At 62.9% G+C, this 15,333-nt stretch carries 18 protein-coding genes; 3 read left to right on the plus strand and 15 right to left on the minus strand.

The genetic code is table 11. The annotated features are described in order from the left end of the window. Positions 1-151: 151 nt before the first annotated feature. The 7 genes from QX071_RS33810 to QX071_RS33840 all read right to left on the minus strand — a co-directional run bounded on the left by QX071_RS33810 (position 152) and on the right by QX071_RS33840 (position 7,153). Positions 152-1,771, minus strand: a complete 1,620-nt coding sequence (locus QX071_RS33810) for a peptide chain release factor 3 (protein WP_315707306.1) — start codon at positions 1,769-1,771, stop codon at positions 152-154. A 140-nt stretch (positions 1,772-1,911) separates the two neighbouring features. Next, on the minus strand, positions 1,912-2,919 hold the full coding sequence (locus tag QX071_RS33815) for an anion permease (RefSeq protein ID WP_315707307.1): 1,008 nt from the start codon (positions 2,917-2,919) through the stop codon (positions 1,912-1,914). A 9-nt stretch (positions 2,920-2,928) separates the two neighbouring features. Next, on the minus strand, positions 2,929-3,573 hold the full coding sequence (locus QX071_RS33820) for a DUF47 domain-containing protein (RefSeq protein WP_315707308.1): 645 nt from the start codon (positions 3,571-3,573) through the stop codon (positions 2,929-2,931). A gap of 138 nt (positions 3,574-3,711) precedes the next feature. Then, on the minus strand, positions 3,712-4,680 hold the full coding sequence (locus QX071_RS33825; protein ID WP_315707309.1) for a branched-chain amino acid ABC transporter permease: 969 nt from the start codon (positions 4,678-4,680) through the stop codon (positions 3,712-3,714). Between the two features lies 1 nt (position 4,681). Continuing rightward, on the minus strand, positions 4,682-5,545 hold the full coding sequence (locus tag QX071_RS33830) for a branched-chain amino acid ABC transporter permease (protein ID WP_315707310.1): 864 nt from the start codon (positions 5,543-5,545) through the stop codon (positions 4,682-4,684). Between the two features lie 113 nt (positions 5,546-5,658). Then, a complete protein-coding gene (locus QX071_RS33835; protein WP_315707311.1) occupies positions 5,659-6,405 on the minus strand; it encodes an ABC transporter ATP-binding protein in 747 nt (248 codons plus the stop codon). After that, complete coding sequence (locus QX071_RS33840; protein WP_315707312.1) at positions 6,398-7,153, minus strand: ABC transporter ATP-binding protein; 756 nt, start codon at positions 7,151-7,153, stop codon at positions 6,398-6,400. The genes QX071_RS33835 and QX071_RS33840 overlap by 8 nt, the downstream gene beginning before the upstream one ends. A gap of 735 nt (positions 7,154-7,888) precedes the next feature. Between QX071_RS33840 and QX071_RS33845 the strand changes: the two genes are divergently transcribed. Then, on the plus strand, positions 7,889-8,419 hold the full coding sequence (locus tag QX071_RS33845; protein ID WP_315707313.1) for a hypothetical protein: 531 nt from the start codon (positions 7,889-7,891) through the stop codon (positions 8,417-8,419). 24 nt (positions 8,420-8,443) lie between these two features. On the opposite strand, the gene QX071_RS33850 is transcribed toward QX071_RS33845, so the two are convergent. After that, positions 8,444-8,800: an ArsC family reductase gene (locus tag QX071_RS33850; protein ID WP_315707314.1), complete on the minus strand. Its 357-nt coding sequence runs from the start codon at positions 8,798-8,800 to the stop codon at positions 8,444-8,446. A 215-nt stretch (positions 8,801-9,015) separates the two neighbouring features. Between QX071_RS33850 and QX071_RS33855 the strand changes: the two genes are divergently transcribed. Continuing rightward, a complete protein-coding gene (locus QX071_RS33855) occupies positions 9,016-9,216 on the plus strand; it encodes a hypothetical protein (protein WP_315707315.1) in 201 nt (66 codons plus the stop codon). A 73-nt stretch (positions 9,217-9,289) separates the two neighbouring features. On the opposite strand, the gene QX071_RS33860 is transcribed toward QX071_RS33855, so the two are convergent. The 3 genes from QX071_RS33860 to QX071_RS33870 form a co-directional block, all read right to left on the minus strand. Next, positions 9,290-9,877, minus strand: coding sequence for a histidine phosphatase family protein (locus tag QX071_RS33860; protein WP_315707316.1), 588 nt, complete (start codon positions 9,875-9,877; stop codon positions 9,290-9,292). Between the two features lie 127 nt (positions 9,878-10,004). Further along, complete coding sequence (locus QX071_RS33865; protein WP_315707317.1) at positions 10,005-10,967, minus strand: oxygenase MpaB family protein; 963 nt, start codon at positions 10,965-10,967, stop codon at positions 10,005-10,007. Next, on the minus strand, positions 10,964-11,668 hold the full coding sequence (locus QX071_RS33870; protein ID WP_315707318.1) for a glutathione S-transferase family protein: 705 nt from the start codon (positions 11,666-11,668) through the stop codon (positions 10,964-10,966). The genes QX071_RS33865 and QX071_RS33870 overlap by 4 nt, the downstream gene beginning before the upstream one ends. 124 nt (positions 11,669-11,792) lie before the next feature. On the opposite strand from QX071_RS33870, the gene QX071_RS33875 reads away from it, so the two are divergent. Beyond that, positions 11,793-12,179: a hypothetical protein gene (locus QX071_RS33875; protein WP_315707319.1), complete on the plus strand. Its 387-nt coding sequence runs from the start codon at positions 11,793-11,795 to the stop codon at positions 12,177-12,179. Positions 12,180-12,185: 6 nt separating this feature from the next. On the opposite strand, the gene QX071_RS33880 is transcribed toward QX071_RS33875, so the two are convergent. The 4 genes from QX071_RS33880 to QX071_RS33895 all read right to left on the minus strand — a co-directional run bounded on the left by QX071_RS33880 (position 12,186) and on the right by QX071_RS33895 (position 15,281). Next, positions 12,186-12,413, minus strand: a complete 228-nt coding sequence (locus tag QX071_RS33880) for a hypothetical protein (RefSeq protein ID WP_315707329.1) — start codon at positions 12,411-12,413, stop codon at positions 12,186-12,188. Between the two features lie 77 nt (positions 12,414-12,490). Beyond that, positions 12,491-13,573, minus strand: coding sequence for an Acg family FMN-binding oxidoreductase (locus QX071_RS33885; RefSeq protein ID WP_315707320.1), 1,083 nt, complete (start codon positions 13,571-13,573; stop codon positions 12,491-12,493). A 110-nt stretch (positions 13,574-13,683) separates the two neighbouring features. Then, on the minus strand, positions 13,684-14,034 hold the full coding sequence (locus QX071_RS33890; RefSeq protein WP_315707321.1) for a Lin0512 family protein: 351 nt from the start codon (positions 14,032-14,034) through the stop codon (positions 13,684-13,686). A 23-nt stretch (positions 14,035-14,057) separates the two neighbouring features. Continuing rightward, entirely contained in the window at positions 14,058-15,281 is a 1,224-nt protein-coding gene (locus QX071_RS33895; protein WP_315707322.1) for an MFS transporter, read from the minus strand. Positions 15,282-15,333 lie beyond the last annotated feature (52 nt).

The raw sequence follows: 15,333 nt of genomic DNA on the forward strand, positions 1-15,333 counted from the left end.
ACCGCAAACACCATGGTCAAAAACAACACCCGATATACCCAGCAATCGCTTGACAGCTAAGACAGTCGCCGGGCTCGTGCTGCGCACGCCCCGGAATGACGAGGTGGACAGCCTTTGTCCTCGCGAGGACGACCGACCTTAGATGATCAAATCACGCCCGCTTCTTCACGTCCTTGACGTTGGAGAAGGTGATGCCCTCGGCGCGCTCCTTGGTGTAGCCGAGATAGAACTCGTTCTTGGCCAGGAACACCGGATCGCCATCGACGTCGTCGGCGACGCCGGAATTGTTGGCAGCGATGAACGCCTCCAGCTTCTTCTTGTCGTCACACGAGATCCAGCGCGCCAGCGAGAATTCCGAGACTTCGAATTCGACCGGGAGTGAATATTCGGCATCGAGCCGCGCCTTCAAGACGTCGAGCTGCAGCGGGCCGACGACGCCGACCAGCGCCGGTGCACCATCGCGCGGCCGGAACACCTGCACGACGCCCTCCTCCGACATCTGCTGCAGCGCTTCCTTCAGTTTCTTCGCTTTCATCGCGTCCGTCAGTCGCACGCGGCGGACGATTTCCGGCGCAAAGCTCGGCACGCCGACGAAGGTCAGGTCCTCGCCCTCGGTCAGGGTGTCGCCGATGCGAAGCGAGCCGTGATTGGGAATGCCGACGACATCGCCGGCAAAGGCCTCATCCGCCACCGAACGGTCCTGCGCGAAGAAGAATTGCGGGCTCGACAGCGGCATGGTCTTGCCGGTGCGCACCAGCTTCGCCTTCATGCCGCGGCTGAGCTTGCCCGAGCACAGCCGCGCGAAGGCGATGCGGTCTCGATGGTTGGGATCCATGTTCGCCTGGATCTTGAACACGAAGGCGCTCATGCGCGGCTCGGCCGCGTCGACCTTGCGCAGGTCGGAATCCTGGGCGCGCGGCGACGGCGCATAGCGCCCGAGGCCTTCGAGCAGATCGCCGACGCCGAAATTGCGCAGCGCGCTGCCGAAATAGACCGGGGTTAGATGGCCCTCTCGGAACGCCTCCAGCTCGAACGGCTTGCAGGCTTCCCTGACCAGTTCGAGCTCGTCCTTGATCTGGCCGATATCGAGATTGGCATTGATCTTGGAAAGTTCGCCGATCTCGATCTGCTGCGCAGCACCGGTCTTGGCGCCGCCGCCTTCGAGCAGGCGCACGCCGCCGTCACGGATGTCGTAGGTGCCGATGAAGTCGCGGCCGCGGCCCACGGGCCACGTCATCGGGGTGGTGTCGAGCGCCAGCGTCTTCTCGATCTCGTCCATCAGCTCGAAAGTATCGCGGCTCTCGCGATCCATCTTGTTGATGAAGGTGATGATCGGGATGTCGCGCAGGCGGCAAACCTCGAACAGTTTTCGCGTGCGCGCCTCGATGCCCTTGGCGGCGTCGATCACCATGACCGCGGAATCGACCGCGGTCAGCGTGCGGTAAGTATCCTCGCTGAAGTCCTCGTGGCCCGGCGTGTCCAGCAGGTTGAACACGAGCCCCTCGAACTCGAAAGTCATGACCGAGGTGACGACCGAGATGCCGCGCTCGCGCTCGATCTTCATCCAGTCCGAGCGGGTGTTGCGGCGCTCGCCCTTGGCTTTGACCTGTCCGGCCAGATTGATGGCACCGCCGAACAGCAGCAGCTTTTCCGTCAGCGTGGTCTTGCCGGCGTCCGGATGCGAGATGATGGCAAAGGTGCGCCGTCGTGCCACCTCGTCGGAGAGCGGCGAGCGGATTGGCGTTTCGGTCATAAGCGCGGAATCGGACATGAGGCGGCGAGCGTCTTGAGGGCGTCGGACGTGATGTGTGACGGGAAGCGCGCGGGATCACGGCCGCTGCGCGCCCCTCATATAGGGGTTTTGCAGCGCAACTCCAACCGGCGAAATACTGCCGGAACGGTCCCTTCGGGTCAGTGCCGCAGCACCGAGACCAGCCAATAGGCCAGCGCGGCGACCAGGGCCGAGGCCGGAATCGTGAAGATCCAGGCATAGACGATCGATCCGGCCACGTTCCAGCGGACCGCCGAGGCCCGGCGGGCCGCTCCGACACCGACGATGGCGCCCGTGATCGTGTGGGTGGTCGAGACCGGCACGCCCAGCGCAGTCGCCATGAACAGCGTGATCGCGCCCCCAGTCTCGGCGCAGAAACCCTGCATCGGGGTCAGCTTGGTGATGCGCAGGCCCATGGTGCGCACGATCCGCCATCCGCCCATCAGGGTGCCCAGCGCCATCGCCGCCTGGCACGACAGCACGACCCAGAATGGAATGCCGAAGTCGCCCCCGAGATACCCCTGCGAATAGAGCAGCACCGCGATGATGCCCATCGTCTTCTGGGCGTCGTTGCCGCCATGGCCGAGCGAATAGAGCGAGGCCGAGGCGAACTGCAGGATGCGAAAGGCCCGGTCCACCGCAAAGGGCGTGGAGCGCACCGAGGCCCAGGAGACGATCGCGACCAGGATCATGGCCAGGACCAGCCCGAGCAGCGGTGACAGCACGATCGCAAGCACCGTCTTCGACAGCCCGCTCCACACGGTCGCCGACAGACCCGCCTTGGCCACCCCTGCCCCGACCAGGCCCCCGATCAAGGCGTGGGAGCTGGACGATGGAATGCCGGCCGCCCAGGTGATCAGGTTCCAGGCGATGGCGCCGAGCAGCGCGGCGAAGATCACCTGCGCGTCGACGACCGAAGGTTCGATGATGCCGGTGCCGATGGTCTGGGCGACATGCAGACCGAACACCCCGAAGGCAATGAAGTTGAAAAAGGCCGCCCAGAACACCGCATATTGCGGCCGCAGCACCCGCGTCGACACGATCGTCGCGATGGAGTTGGCGGCGTCATGCAGCCCGTTCAGGAAATCGAAGGCGAGCGCGACCGCGATCAACCCGACCAGGAGCGGAAGACCGAGAGGAGCATCCACGACGGCGCCCTACACCTGTTCGATCATGATCGAATTGATCTCATTGGCGACGTCGTCGAAACGGTCGGCGACCTTCTCCAGGTGGTCGTAGATCTCGGCGCCGATGATGAAGTCCATGGTGTTGGCGTGGCGGTGCTTGAGGAACAGCTCCTTCAGCCCGATGTCGTGGAGATCGTCGACGCGGCCCTCGAGCTTGGTCATCTCTTCGGTGATGGCGGTGATCATCGGCACATTCTGGCCGATCGCCCGCAGCAGCGGCAAAGCCCGGCCGGTCAGATTGGCGCATTCGACCAGGAGCCCGCCCATCTCGCGCATGGTCGGCTCGAACTCCTTGACCTCGAACATCATGACCGCCTTGGCGGTCTGCTGCATCTGATCGATCGCGTCGTCCATCGAGGTGATCAGACTCTTGATATCTCCGCGATCGAACGGCGTGATGAAGGTCCGGCGAACAGCCGTCAGCACCTCGCGGGTGACGTTGTCGGCCTCGTTCTCGAACTGGTTGACCCGTTGGCAGTGCATAAGGATGTCATCGCCACCCTTCAGCATGTCCTGCAGCGCCAGTGCCCCCTCGATCACCACCTTGTTGTGGCGAGCGAACAGGTCGAAAAAGCGCTCCTCCTTGGGGAGGACGGCGCGAAACAAGTGCAGCATGAGACGAGATCCATCGATCGGAAACGGGCCGAGGGCGGCCCGTCACAAATCTGTCATAACGCGGATCGCGTTCCGATAGAAGCGGAAGCCTCGTCGTCCACCGCTTTCTTGGGCAAAAAATTGCTGCAATATCAACGGCTAGAGCGAGCGCCGAAACAAATGGGCGATCTCGCCGACCACGCCGCGGCGGAAGGTCAGCACACAGGCGACGAAGATCACGCCCTGGATCACTGTCACCCACTGGCCGAACCCGGCCAGATATTGCTGCATGGCGATGATCACGAAGGCGCCGACGACCGGTCCGAACACCGTCCCCAGACCACCGACCAGGGTCATCAGCACGATCTCGCCCGACATCGACCAGTGCACGTCGGTCAGCGAGGCGTTCTGCGCCACGAACACTTTCAGCGCGCCGGCAAAGCCTGCGATCGTCCCCGACAGGATGAAGGCCAGCAGCTTGTACTGGTCGGTCTTGTAACCGAGGGAGATGGCCCGCTGCTCGTTTTCCCGGATCGACTTCAGCACCTCGCCGAAGGGCGAGTTGATGGTCCGGAAGATCAGCAGAAAGCCGGCGAGAAAGCCCACCAGCACGACATAGTACAGGACCGTCGACTTCGACAGATCGAAGATGCCGAACAGGTGCCCCTGCGGGATGCCCTGGATGCCGTCTTCGCCATGGGTGAACGGCGTCTGCAGATAGATGAAATAGAGCAACTGCGACAGCGCCAGCGTGATCATCGAGAAATAGATGCCCTGGCGCCGAATCGAGATATAGCCGGTGACGACCGAAAGCGCGAAGGCTCCCGCGACGCCGACCAGGATGCCGAGCTCCGGCGGCAAGCCCCACACTTTCAAGGCGTGCGCGCTGCAATAGCCGGCCGTGCCCAGGAACATCGCGTGGCCAAATGACAGCAGGCCGCCATAGCCGATCAAGAGGTTGAAGGCGCAGGCGAGCAGCGCAAAGCACAGCGCCTGCATCACGAAGAAGGGATAGATCCCGGTCCACGGCACCAGCGCAAGCAGCGCTGCCATGATGACGAAGGCGATCATTTCGTCGCGCATCGCGCGCGGGGTGATCGGCAATGTAGCGTCGGTGATCGAAGTCATGTCAGGCGGCCCGTCCGGTCAGACCCGTCGGCTTCACCAGCAACACCAGGACCATGAGTACGAAGACCACGGTGTTGGAAGCCTCGGGATAGAAATACTTGGTCAATCCCTCGATCACGCCGAGCGCAAAGCCGGTGATGATCGAGCCCATGATCGAGCCCATGCCGCCGATCACGACGACCGCGAAGACGACGATGATGAGGTCGGCCCCCATCAGCGGGCGGACCTGGTTGATCGGCGCCGACAATACGCCGGCGAGCGCGGCAAGACCGACACCAAGCCCGTAGGTCAGCGTGATCATGCGTGGCACGTTGATGCCAAAGGCACGCACCAAGGTGGGATTTTCGGTCGCGGCGCGCAGGTAAGCACCGAGCCGGGTGCGCTCGATCAGGAACCAGGTGGCGACGCAGACGACGAGCGAAAACACCACGACCCAGCCGCGATAGACGGGCAAGAACATGAAGCCGAGATTCATGCCGCCGCGGAGCTGCTCTGGGATCGAATAGGGCAGACCAGAGGAGCCGAAATAGTTCTGGAAGACGCCCTGCACGATCAGCGCGATGCCGAAGGTGAGTAACAGGCCGTAGAGATGGTCGAGGCCGGCCAGCCACTGCAGGAGCGTGCGCTCCAGGATCATACCGAAGATCCCGACCGCGATCGGCGCCAGGATCAGCGCCCACCAATAGCCGAGTCCAGTGACGTTCAGGAGAAAATAGGCGCAGAACGCGCCCATCATGTAGAGCGCGCCATGGGCGAAGTTGATGATGTTGAGCATGCCGAAGATGACGGCAAGCCCGAGACTGAGCAGCGCGTAGAACGAGCCGTTGATCAGTCCGACCAGAAGCTGTGCGTAGAGGGCTTGCATCCTTGGTGTCTCTTCGTCGTTTCGCTCGTCGTCGATTGCGTTGGCGTCGTTTGGCGACGCCTATCCTGATGCTTTCCGTCCCGGCATCCGTCGGCGCAAGGCCTCGGCGGCCGTCAGACGCCGAGATAGCTGTGCAGCTTGTCCATATTGGCCGGCAGTTCGGCATTGGAAAAGCCGTCGATCACCTTGCCGTGTTCGACGACGAAATAGCGGTCGGCCACGGTGGAGGCGAAACGGAAGTTCTGTTCGACCAGGAGGATCGTAAAGCCCTCCTTCTTCAGCCGCGCGATGGTGTGGCCGATCTGCTGAATGATCACCGGAGCGAGGCCCTCGGTCGGCTCGTCCAGCATCAACAGGCTCGCACCGGTGCGCAGGATGCGCGCGATCGCCAGCATCTGCTGCTCGCCGCCGGAGAGCTTGGTCCCCTGGCTCTTCAAGCGCTCCTTCAGGTTCGGAAACAGCTCGAAGATCTGCTCGAGCGAAAGTCCGCCGGCGCGGACTACCGGCGGCAGCAGCAGGTTCTCACGCACGTCCAGGCTCGCGAAGATGCCGCGCTCCTCCGGACACAGCGCGATGCCGAGCCGCGCGATCTTGTCGGAGGTCATGCGGATCAATTCGCGCTCGTTGAAGCGCACCGAGCCTGTGCGCTTGCCGATGATCCCCATGATCGACTTCAACGTCGTGGTCTTGCCGGCGCCGTTGCGGCCGAGCAGCGTAACCACCTCGCCGGCATTCACGTTGAAGTTCATGCCGTGCAGAATGTGGGATTCGCCGTACCAGGCCTCGAGATTTTTGACCTCGAGAATGGTGTCGGTCGCAGCGGTCTCTGCGCCTCGGGTCGCGACCATCACCTCAGGCATGACCGGCTCCCAGATAGGCTTCCTTGACCCGTTCGTCCTTGGAGAGTTCGGAATAAGGACCTTCGGTCAGCACCTGGCCGCGCGTGAGCACGGTGATGATGTCGGAGAGATTGGCGACGACGCTCAGATTATGTTCGACCATCAGGATGGTGTACTTGGCGGAGATCCGCTTGATGAGCGCCGCGATCTTGTCGATGTCCTCGTGCCCCATGCCGGCCATCGGCTCGTCGAGCAGCATCATTTCCGGATCGAGCGCCAGCGTCGTCGCGATCTCAAGTGCACGCTTGCGTCCATACGGCATCTCGACCGCCGGCGTGTTGGCGAATTCGCTCAGGCCCACGTCGTTCAGAAGCTCGTGCGCCCGGCCATTGAAACGGTTCAGCACCGACTTGGAACGCCAGAAATCGAAGGAGCTGCCGTGCTGGCGCTGCAATGCGACGCGGACGTTCTCCAACGCCGTCAGATGCGGAAATACCGCCGAGATCTGAAACGAGCGGACCAGCCCGAGGCGCGCGACATCGGCCGGCGCCATCGCGGTAATGTCCTGCCCGTTATAGACGATCTTGCCGGCCGAAGGCCGCAGGAACTTGGTCAGCAGGTTGAAACAGGTGGTCTTGCCGGCCCCGTTCGGGCCGATCAGCGCATGGATGCTCCCGCGGCGAACCTTGAGCGAGACATCGCGTACGGCGAAGAACCCCGCGAACTCCTTGGTCAATCCGTGGGTTTCGAGAATGAACTCATCAGCCAAACAAATTTCCCCCTGCCCGGCGCCATCAAAGCGGACGCCCGGATCATTATTCGTTCTCGGCTGACCCTTTGGAAGCCTGGACATTTCCTTTGACTATCCTAGGCCGGCCGCCTCCTGGCGCGGAATATGCCGTCAAACGAGGCAGTTAGGCAAGGCGGAAAGCTGTGCATTCACATCCCCGCGGCGGACATTGACCTGTCGTTGAATAAGCCAGCCAATTCGCGCTCTCAGAGAATCTCTTGCGCTCGTCTGCCGCCTGATCCGATGCGATTCACAGCCGGAGCGCAGCTTAGACATTTCGAATGCATCATGGCTTCGCGTCGTCCGACAAATTGAGCAGTGCGATCTCAAGTTGCTTGCTCAGGCTGTCTACGCAGGTCCGCTGCATGTGCGCGCGACTACATGAGGCTCCGCGCCCGCGATCGATCGTGAACCCGTGCACCGCACGCGTGGCAACACCAGGACGGATGATCGGCTCGATTGAAATCCCCGCGACCATGTGGGAGCCGATCCAACCAATCATTTTACCGAGCCGACATTGCGAATCCGGTATTGAAGGCTGTATGTGCTCCTGCAATTGCGAACTCGGACCCGCATTGAAGCGGCCGGGCAAAGGCCATTTGATTCGGGCTGCGAGCTATGGAATTTGAGAGTGCCGGCCCTTCGGTTGTCAAATCCATCAGGCAGCGCGTTTTGCTGAACGCTTGGTTGCGCGCGAGGCAGAACGAACGGCCCTTGCCCGGGCTCGCCGGCTTTCACCCCGAGGACATCGCCGACGAGTTGCCCGACATGATGCGCTTCGCTGTCGAAACCGAGGGGGCAAGCGTTCGCTTTTTCATCACCCAGGAAGGCGCACACCTGACCACTACCTACGGCGGCGACCACCTTCGGCCAGAGGAGCGGATCAATCGCTATCTGGACGATGCAATCGGACCGGAACGTTACGCCCGGGTCGCGCCGTACTATCTCGCCTGCGTCCGCCACAGACGGCCGACCTATTCGATCGCGACGGTTTGCGATGCCGATGGCAAGGAGGTCAGCTTCGAACGGCTGCTGCTTCCATTTGGCAACGACGACGGAGTCGAACAGATCGTCGGCTCCTACAAGTCCATCAGCATCGAAGGCGCGTTCCGGCTGGCTAATCTGATGGGACCCGACGCGCGCTGCGCCCCCGTGCGGGCGGTCAACACCGTGATCAACGTCGAAACCGTCATGCAGTCCGCGCTCGGTGCCGACGATGACGTCGACATCGTCGAGGCCAGCTGATCTGAACTTCAGATACGCCGGCCCCTACTTCGCAGCCTTTACCTCTTTGGCATAGATGTCCGGCTTGAATCCGACCAGGAGCTTGCCGCCGAGATCGAGCACCGGACGCTTGATCATCGAGGGCTGCGCCAGCATCAGCGCGATTGCCTTGCTTTCGGTGAGACCTTCCTTGTCGGCGTCGGGCAACTTCTTGAAGGTCGTGCCGGCACGATTGAGCAGCGTCTCCCAACCGAGTTCGTCGCTCCATTGCTTGAGCCTGCTCTTCTCGATTCCTGCCGTCTTGTAGTCGTGAAAGTCATACGCGACGCTGTGGTCGTCGAGCCAGGCACGCGCCTTCGTCATGGTGTCGCAGTTCTTGATTCCGTAAATCGTGATGCTCATGCAAGGCGTCCTCAAAAGCCTGTGTACAGCCGCAGCTCTCGCACCGTTCGCGACATTTTGCCATCGTGCCAGGGCTTGAACTGACCGGCTTTTGACAGCTGCAACAGCAAGAGTTCCATGGGTAACTTGTCGTCGTGCTTTGCCACGAAACTGTCCGCAGAGCATTACAATTTCTTCGCATCGCCCGCGTATCAGGCCCGCAGCAGGAGGCCGCGATGGGCAAGATCATGGTACGTTGTCCGCAGACCGGGCAGACCATCGAGACGGGAATGGAGATGGATGCCGCGCGCTTTCAGCGTATGCCGGTGTTCTTCTCGCGTTCATATTGCCCGCACTGCCGCATCCACCATGAATGGTTTGCCGCCCATGCCTGGGTCGAGGATAGCCGTCACGGCAAATCGGTCGAGGTGGCCTGACCACCAGCCGCGGCTCGTCCTGCAACGCCAATCCGTGCTTAGAAGATCGAGTTTCAGATTATCACGAACGCATTCACTCGCCGGGATCACTGCTCAGCGGGGAGTTCGAATCCCCGGGCATCAGGCAAGGAAACAGCTCCTTGAACTTGAACTCGGTCTCGCCCGGTTCGCGGTCGAAGCGCAAAACGACGTCGAAGCGCTTGCTCGACCAGTGCGCCGGAAGGTCCTGCTTATTGCTGACCGGCAGCCGCGGAAGAATATCGGAAACGATGGCCTTGTGCTCCCAGGACACCAGCACGACGCCGGAGAGGTTGAGGAGCGCCGCTACGAGCGCAGCCTCGTGGCCCTTGCCAAACGAGATATCCGGCTTCGATAGCCCGACCCGCGCAGCGAGCGACTGCACCGTTTCATACGGCCGGCGGCTCGGCTCGGAGTCTCTGGTGCCGCTGTCGGGATCGGCGGCATAGATCGCGTGTGGCGTAGGATAATCGGTTCCACCGAGCCCGCTGCCGAACAGCGCGGTCCATGCCCCCGCCCGCTCCCAGCCGCTGATCACCAGCGCTTTCGGATCTTCCTGACCCTTGTGGGTGAGGCCGGGGCCGGTGATGTCACCATCAGGTTTTTCGGCATGGCGGATGATCAGGATGGTCAGCGCGTTCATGTTGTCCTCCCTGTTGCGTGCGTGACGCACGGATCCAGTGGGTGGGCGTCGCACGAAGTTTAACAACTTCCGCGGGAACGCATACCGTCTTCAAGGCCGCGCTTCGCCCAGCGATGGCGATCGAATGTCAGGCTCTGGTGCGTCGCTCGCCGCCGCCCATGCCGGGCTGTCCGATCCAGGCGCGGTTCAGAAACCGCACGGTGAGTGTCGGCTCAGCCCGGCCGGCGATCCGCACCTGCGCCTCCTGATAGGGGCCGACGGTCCGGAGCGCATCCGGCAGCATGGGATAGATGCGCCGCAGCCAGCGCACTGCCCGTTGGGCGCTGCGCTGCTCCGCCGTGCCAAACGGCAGGTCGAACGCAAGACGCAGCCGCTCCGGCAGCATCTGCGCTGTCAACGCACGATACCAGAATGGTGGAGCGAGCCGCGTGGCCGCGCCGGAAAAGATGCGATGGGCGATGTCGCGCGCGGCCGCGCTGACGGTGAGAACGTCGGACTCCAGCATCTCAGTCGCGTAGGCCTGAAACCCGCCCCAAGTCGGTGCGAGCGCCTCCTGTGGAATGCCGAACAGAGTCGCAAACAGCTTCGCCTCGGTCCAATAACGCTCCCGCTCCACGGGGCCGAGCGGAGCCAGCATCAGATCATGCGCCAGCAGCGCCGTTTCCACCAAAGTGGCATGAACCCAGCGCAATGCATTGACCTCGTTGGCACAATAGCGCGAGCCGGCAGCGAACGGCCCGACGGCCTCGGGCATCTCACCCACCACCGCCGCGTGCCGCCGGTACAGCCGCTGGGCCACCGCAATCGCCTGATCGCGGGTGCCGAACACCATGGTGAAGACGATGTTGAAGGTGCGGTGGAAACGCCCAAGCGGATCGGCAAATACGTGCGACTGATCGGCGATGCCCGCCGCGACCCAGGGATGCGCCAGTTGCAGCAGCAACGCGCGCCCCGCTCCCAAGAAGATCGCGGCCTCGCGATTGACCTGCCACGTCACGCTCTCAGGTCCGAAGATTCCGCCGCCGCGCGCTTCGGGCGCGGCGCGCACCATCTCGAGGCAATGATCGAAATCTGCTGCCGAGACCGTCACGGCCGTTTCGGGATCTCCAGCCCACGCTGGACCGCCGGTCGCGCCAGCCCGCGCTCCAGCCAGGCCGGCACACGTGTCAGGTCATCGAAAGCAACGAGTTCGCGCGCGCCATAGAAGCCGATGAGGTTGCGGACCCAGCCGAGCGAGGCGATATCGGCGATCGTATACTCGTCGTCCATGATCCACTGCCGGCCGGCGAGCCGCCCCTCGAGCACGCCGAGCAGGCGCTTGCTCTCAGCGACGTAACGCTCCAGCGGCCGCTTGTCGGCGATCTCCTTACCGGCGAATTTGTGGAAGAAGCCGACCTGGCCGAACATCGGCCCGATGCCGCCCATCTGAAAATGCACCCATTGCAGCGTGTGCCAGCGTTTCGCCGGATCTGACGGGAGGAGCTTGCCGCTCTTCTCGGCGAGATAGTGCAGGATCGCCCCGGACTCGAACAGACCAAGCGGCTTGCCGCCCGGTCCGTCGGGATCGATGATCGCCGGAATCTTGCCGTTCGGATTGAGCGAGAGGAATTCAGGTGACTTCTGCTCGTCCTTGCCGAAATCGACCGTATGAGCCTCGTATGGCAGACCGATCTCCTCGAGCATGATCGAAACCTTGACCCCGTTCGGGGTCGGCAGTGAATAGAGTTGCAGTCGATCCGGATGCTGCGCCGGCCAGCGCCTGGTGATCGAAAAGCTGGAGAGATCGGTCATCTTGTGGCTCGCGCGAAATGGCTCGACGTCAATCTATGACGCAGGAGCCAAGGGGCAAGGCCCCCCTCTTGGGAACGGCACAGCTGCAAAGCGAGTTACAGCAATAGCACAGGAGGAGGACATCATGCCCAGTCCGACCTATGAGCTGATCGCGCAGGCCATGACGGAGCGCAAACAGGTGCTCTGCGTGTACGAGGGCTTTGCCCGCGAGGTGTGTCCAATCATCCTGGGCCACAAGAACGGACGGGAGAAGACGCTGGCTTTTCAGTTCGCAGGCGCCTCCAGCAAGAACTTGCCGCCGGGAGGCGATTGGAAGTGTCTGGAGCTTGCAAAGATGAGCGATGTCACACTGCGTGCCGGCCCCTGGTATTCAGGCAGCAGCCACACCGAGGCGCAACACTGCGTCGATGACGTCGATATCGATGTGAACCCGGAGAGCCCTTACGACCCGAAGCGGCGACTCGTAACCAACGTCGGTTCATCTCGGTCCCGCAAAAGACCCCGGCGTTGATGCCGCTTATTGCGGCTCGCGCGTCCGCGTCCGCAGCAGCGCCGGCAGTTTCGCCGTCGCATCGTGCTGCTCGAGCTTCACGACGGCCCACCGCAGCAGCGCGCTGGCGCCCTGCTTCACCAGCACCTTCATGCCGCGAAAGCTGAAGTCGATCACCACCTCATGATAGCGCATGCCCTTGCCGCCCTTGACCAGGCCAAGGTCGCGCACCAGGCAATAATGCCCATCGCTCATCCGCGCCAATCGGGTGTTCTCGAACATGGCTTTACCATGCACCGCTTTGCCAATCCGTCAATCTTGACAGGAACGACTCATGAACTGAGCACTTGGGAGGCCGGACGGCGCGGTGCATAAGGCAGCGTCGGCCCGTAGCCGAAGCGCAGGACGAGGTCCGGGCGCTTGGCCGTCCCGATCAGCCGTGCGAGCTCCGGCCGCAAGCTCGCCACCTCAATGGGCTGGTTGATGAAGGCAAGCTTCAATCCGAGCCGCGTCGCCTCAAGCGCGAAGCGCTGGCACGCCTGTCCCACTTTGATCCAATGCGCCGATGTGGCTTCGTCGCCGATGAAGATCGCCAGACCGGCCGAGGATGCGATCTGGCGCGCATATCTATCGTTCTCCGAAGCAGCACTGATCACATGGTCGAAGGCGATGCGGCCCAATGCGGTCGGCAAAGATGGATTTCCGCTCGCAGCCGAGAACAGTCCGTCCCCCATCTCCATGGCGCTGCGAGGATTGAAGCGTACCCACTGCTCAAGCTCGCGCATGAAGGCGGGATTGGCCATCTGCGCGGAATTACCGGCAATCACGAGGTCTCCGATCTTCGCCATCTCCGCGCGCGCAGTGACGACGACAAGATTGACGCCTGGTTCGGCACCGGCGGCTTGCAGCTTAGCGAGATCGGCGGCAGGGACCGTGCGGCCATCATAATCCGCGCGCGTCGACTGCCGTTTCGCGATGGCTGCAAGCAACGGCTCCGGCCGGGGCTGTCCGCTTGCGAAGGCGTAGCGCACCCCAGACGCGTCCGGCAGCACGGCGATCTCACCGGGACGACCGCTCGCAGATGCTGCAGTCGCAAGGTTGGTCGCAGCGCAGCCGAGGCTGACAAAAAGATGATGATCGTCCGGATCGACGACCGGCGTGCGCCTTGCAAAATCCGGCAGGATGTCGATCGCCTCGCCGGTCACACGAAAGCGCCAGGGCTGGGTATTGTGGCTATTCGCCGCGAGGACAGCGTAACGGATCACATCGGCGATGTCGGACGTCATCGCTGCGCGGAGCTGCGCAGAATAGGCCTCGTAGTCCGCCATCGATCCGGCCGCCCTGCGCCATGCCGAGAGGCCCGTGCCGGCGGCAAGCAGAGTGCCGGCGCCAATGAGCAAAGTTCGTCTGTTCATGCGGTGTCGTGCCGAAGCTAAAAGCGCCGACACGAATTCTGCATCGGCTCTCCGGCCGATGCGTTGCCGCAGATCAAGCTGCTCCGCAGCGCTCCGAAAACAGGACCCGTTTAGCCGCCCTTCTCGTCATCCAGGCTGACGAGCACCGCGGCATTGGCAATGATGATCGCATCGACGCCCTGCTCGGCTGGAATTTCCAGCCCGCCTTTCACGGCGGTGACTTTGACCGTGCCATAGGGCAGCTCCTTGGCGACCGCGTCGGTGTCGACAGTCTCAGGATTGGGGACCGCAACCGTGACGTCAACGAACATGTCGTGCGGCGTCTTGCCGAGCAGGCGGAAAAAGCCCACGCTCGAATGGCGGATCGCGTCCGAGACCGCGCGCTTCGCAGCCTTCGTGGCATCGCGCCCGTGCACGTCGACACCCATGCCCATTTCGGTGATACAGCGCACGCGTGCCATGAAAACATCCTCTCAAAATCGGCTCATTGGTTCAGAGCTACGGCGGCTTTGGCGGCGCGTCGCGAGCGATACTCCAGCGCCTTCACCGCCAGCGCCACGACGACGAGCGCGCCGCCGAGACAGCTGACGCCGATCCAATGATGCGTGGTCCAGGCGAACGTTGCAACGGCAGAACCGAAAGCTCCGCCAAGAAACATGCCGGTCATGAAGATCGTGTTGACCCGGCTGCGCGCCTCCGGATCGAGCGCAAAGATGATGTGCTGGTTGGAAATCAGCGCGCTCTGAATGCCGAAATCGAGCAGGACGACGCCCAGCGCCAAGGCTGCAAGCGTAGCCCACAGGCCGAAAATAACCCACGCCAACAACACCAACGTGGCGCCGAGCCAGATCATGACGTGCGGGCCGCGGCGATCCGCGGCTTTGCCGGTGAACGGCGCAGCGAGAACGCCGACCGCGCCGACAACTCCGAACAATCCGGCGACATCAGCACCAAGATGGAATTGGGGACCTTGCAGATAGAGCGCCAGAATGGTCCAGAAAGCGCTGAAGGAGCCGAACAGCGCCGCTTGCACCAGGGTCGACGTGCGCAGTGCGGGCTGCCGCATCCACAGCGTGGCGAGCGAACGCAGCGCGGTGTGATAGCCCATTCGCGAGGCCGCCGCATGATCCGGCAAGGCGACCGCCATCAATAGCGCGGCCACCAGTGCGAGCGGGACGCCGAGCCAGAACATGTCGCGCCATCCGGCATGCTCGCCGACGAAGCCCGACAGGGTACGGCTGAACAGGATGCCCAGCAGAAGTCCGGACATCACCGTGCCGATGGTCGCGCCGCGCCGTTTGGCAGAGGCCAGCGATGCCGCGAACGGCACGATCTGCTGCGCGACGGTGGCGCCGGCGCCCGTCAAAAGCGAGGTGATCGCAAGCCAGATCGCCGAGGGCGCAAGCGCCGTTGCAGCGAGCGCCGCGGCAAGCAGGACGAACTGAGCGATGATCAGCGTGCGGCGCCGGTGGATATCGCCGAGCGGCACCAGGAAGAACAGCCCCAGGGCATAACCGAGCTGGGTGGCGGTCGGAACGTAGCCGGCCGCCGCCTGGCCATGGAATTCGCGCTCGATCAGCCCCAGCATCGGCTGGTTGTAATAGATATTGGCGACGGCAATGCCGGTCGCCGCCGCCATGGCGAGCAGCGTCCCGCGCCCAATCTCGCCTGCCCTGGCGACGGGCTGCTTCGTCTCGACCGCTTTCATCCTGGAAATCCCTTTTCCTGCTGCAACGCAATAGCAGGAAAGGTCGCGGCAA

Origin of the sequence: Bradyrhizobium sp. SZCCHNS1022, from assembly GCF_032484835.1 — a bacterium.
Lineage (GTDB): Bacteria > Pseudomonadota > Alphaproteobacteria > Rhizobiales > Xanthobacteraceae > Bradyrhizobium.

Bases quoted from the DNA above. Each gene is read 5' to 3' on its own strand.
- QX071_RS33830 (WP_315707310.1), bottom strand. From the start codon at position 5,545: ATGCAAGCCCTCTACGCACAGCTTCTGGTCGGACTGATCAACGGCTCG.
- QX071_RS33890 (WP_315707321.1), bottom strand. From the start codon at position 14,034: ATGGCACGCGTGCGCTGTATCACCGAAATGGGCATGGGTGTCGACGTG.
- QX071_RS33885 (WP_315707320.1), bottom strand. From the start codon at position 13,573: ATGAACAGACGAACTTTGCTCATTGGCGCCGGCACTCTGCTTGCCGCC.
- QX071_RS33835 (WP_315707311.1), bottom strand. From the start codon at position 6,405: ATGCCTGAGGTGATGGTCGCGACCCGAGGCGCAGAGACCGCTGCGACC.
- QX071_RS33825 (WP_315707309.1), bottom strand. From the start codon at position 4,680: ATGACTTCGATCACCGACGCTACATTGCCGATCACCCCGCGCGCGATG.
- QX071_RS33850 (WP_315707314.1), bottom strand. From the start codon at position 8,800: ATGAGCATCACGATTTACGGAATCAAGAACTGCGACACCATGACGAAG.
- QX071_RS33820 (WP_315707308.1), bottom strand. From the start codon at position 3,573: ATGCTGCACTTGTTTCGCGCCGTCCTCCCCAAGGAGGAGCGCTTTTTC.
- QX071_RS33880 (WP_315707329.1), bottom strand. From the start codon at position 12,413: ATGAGCGATGGGCATTATTGCCTGGTGCGCGACCTTGGCCTGGTCAAG.
- QX071_RS33895 (WP_315707322.1), bottom strand. From the start codon at position 15,281: ATGAAAGCGGTCGAGACGAAGCAGCCCGTCGCCAGGGCAGGCGAGATT.
- QX071_RS33860 (WP_315707316.1), bottom strand. From the start codon at position 9,877: ATGAACGCGCTGACCATCCTGATCATCCGCCATGCCGAAAAACCTGAT.
- QX071_RS33875 (WP_315707319.1), top strand. From the start codon at position 11,793: ATGCCCAGTCCGACCTATGAGCTGATCGCGCAGGCCATGACGGAGCGC.
- QX071_RS33810 (WP_315707306.1), bottom strand. From the start codon at position 1,771: ATGTCCGATTCCGCGCTTATGACCGAAACGCCAATCCGCTCGCCGCTC.
- QX071_RS33855 (WP_315707315.1), top strand. From the start codon at position 9,016: ATGGGCAAGATCATGGTACGTTGTCCGCAGACCGGGCAGACCATCGAG.
- QX071_RS33870 (WP_315707318.1), bottom strand. From the start codon at position 11,668: ATGACCGATCTCTCCAGCTTTTCGATCACCAGGCGCTGGCCGGCGCAG.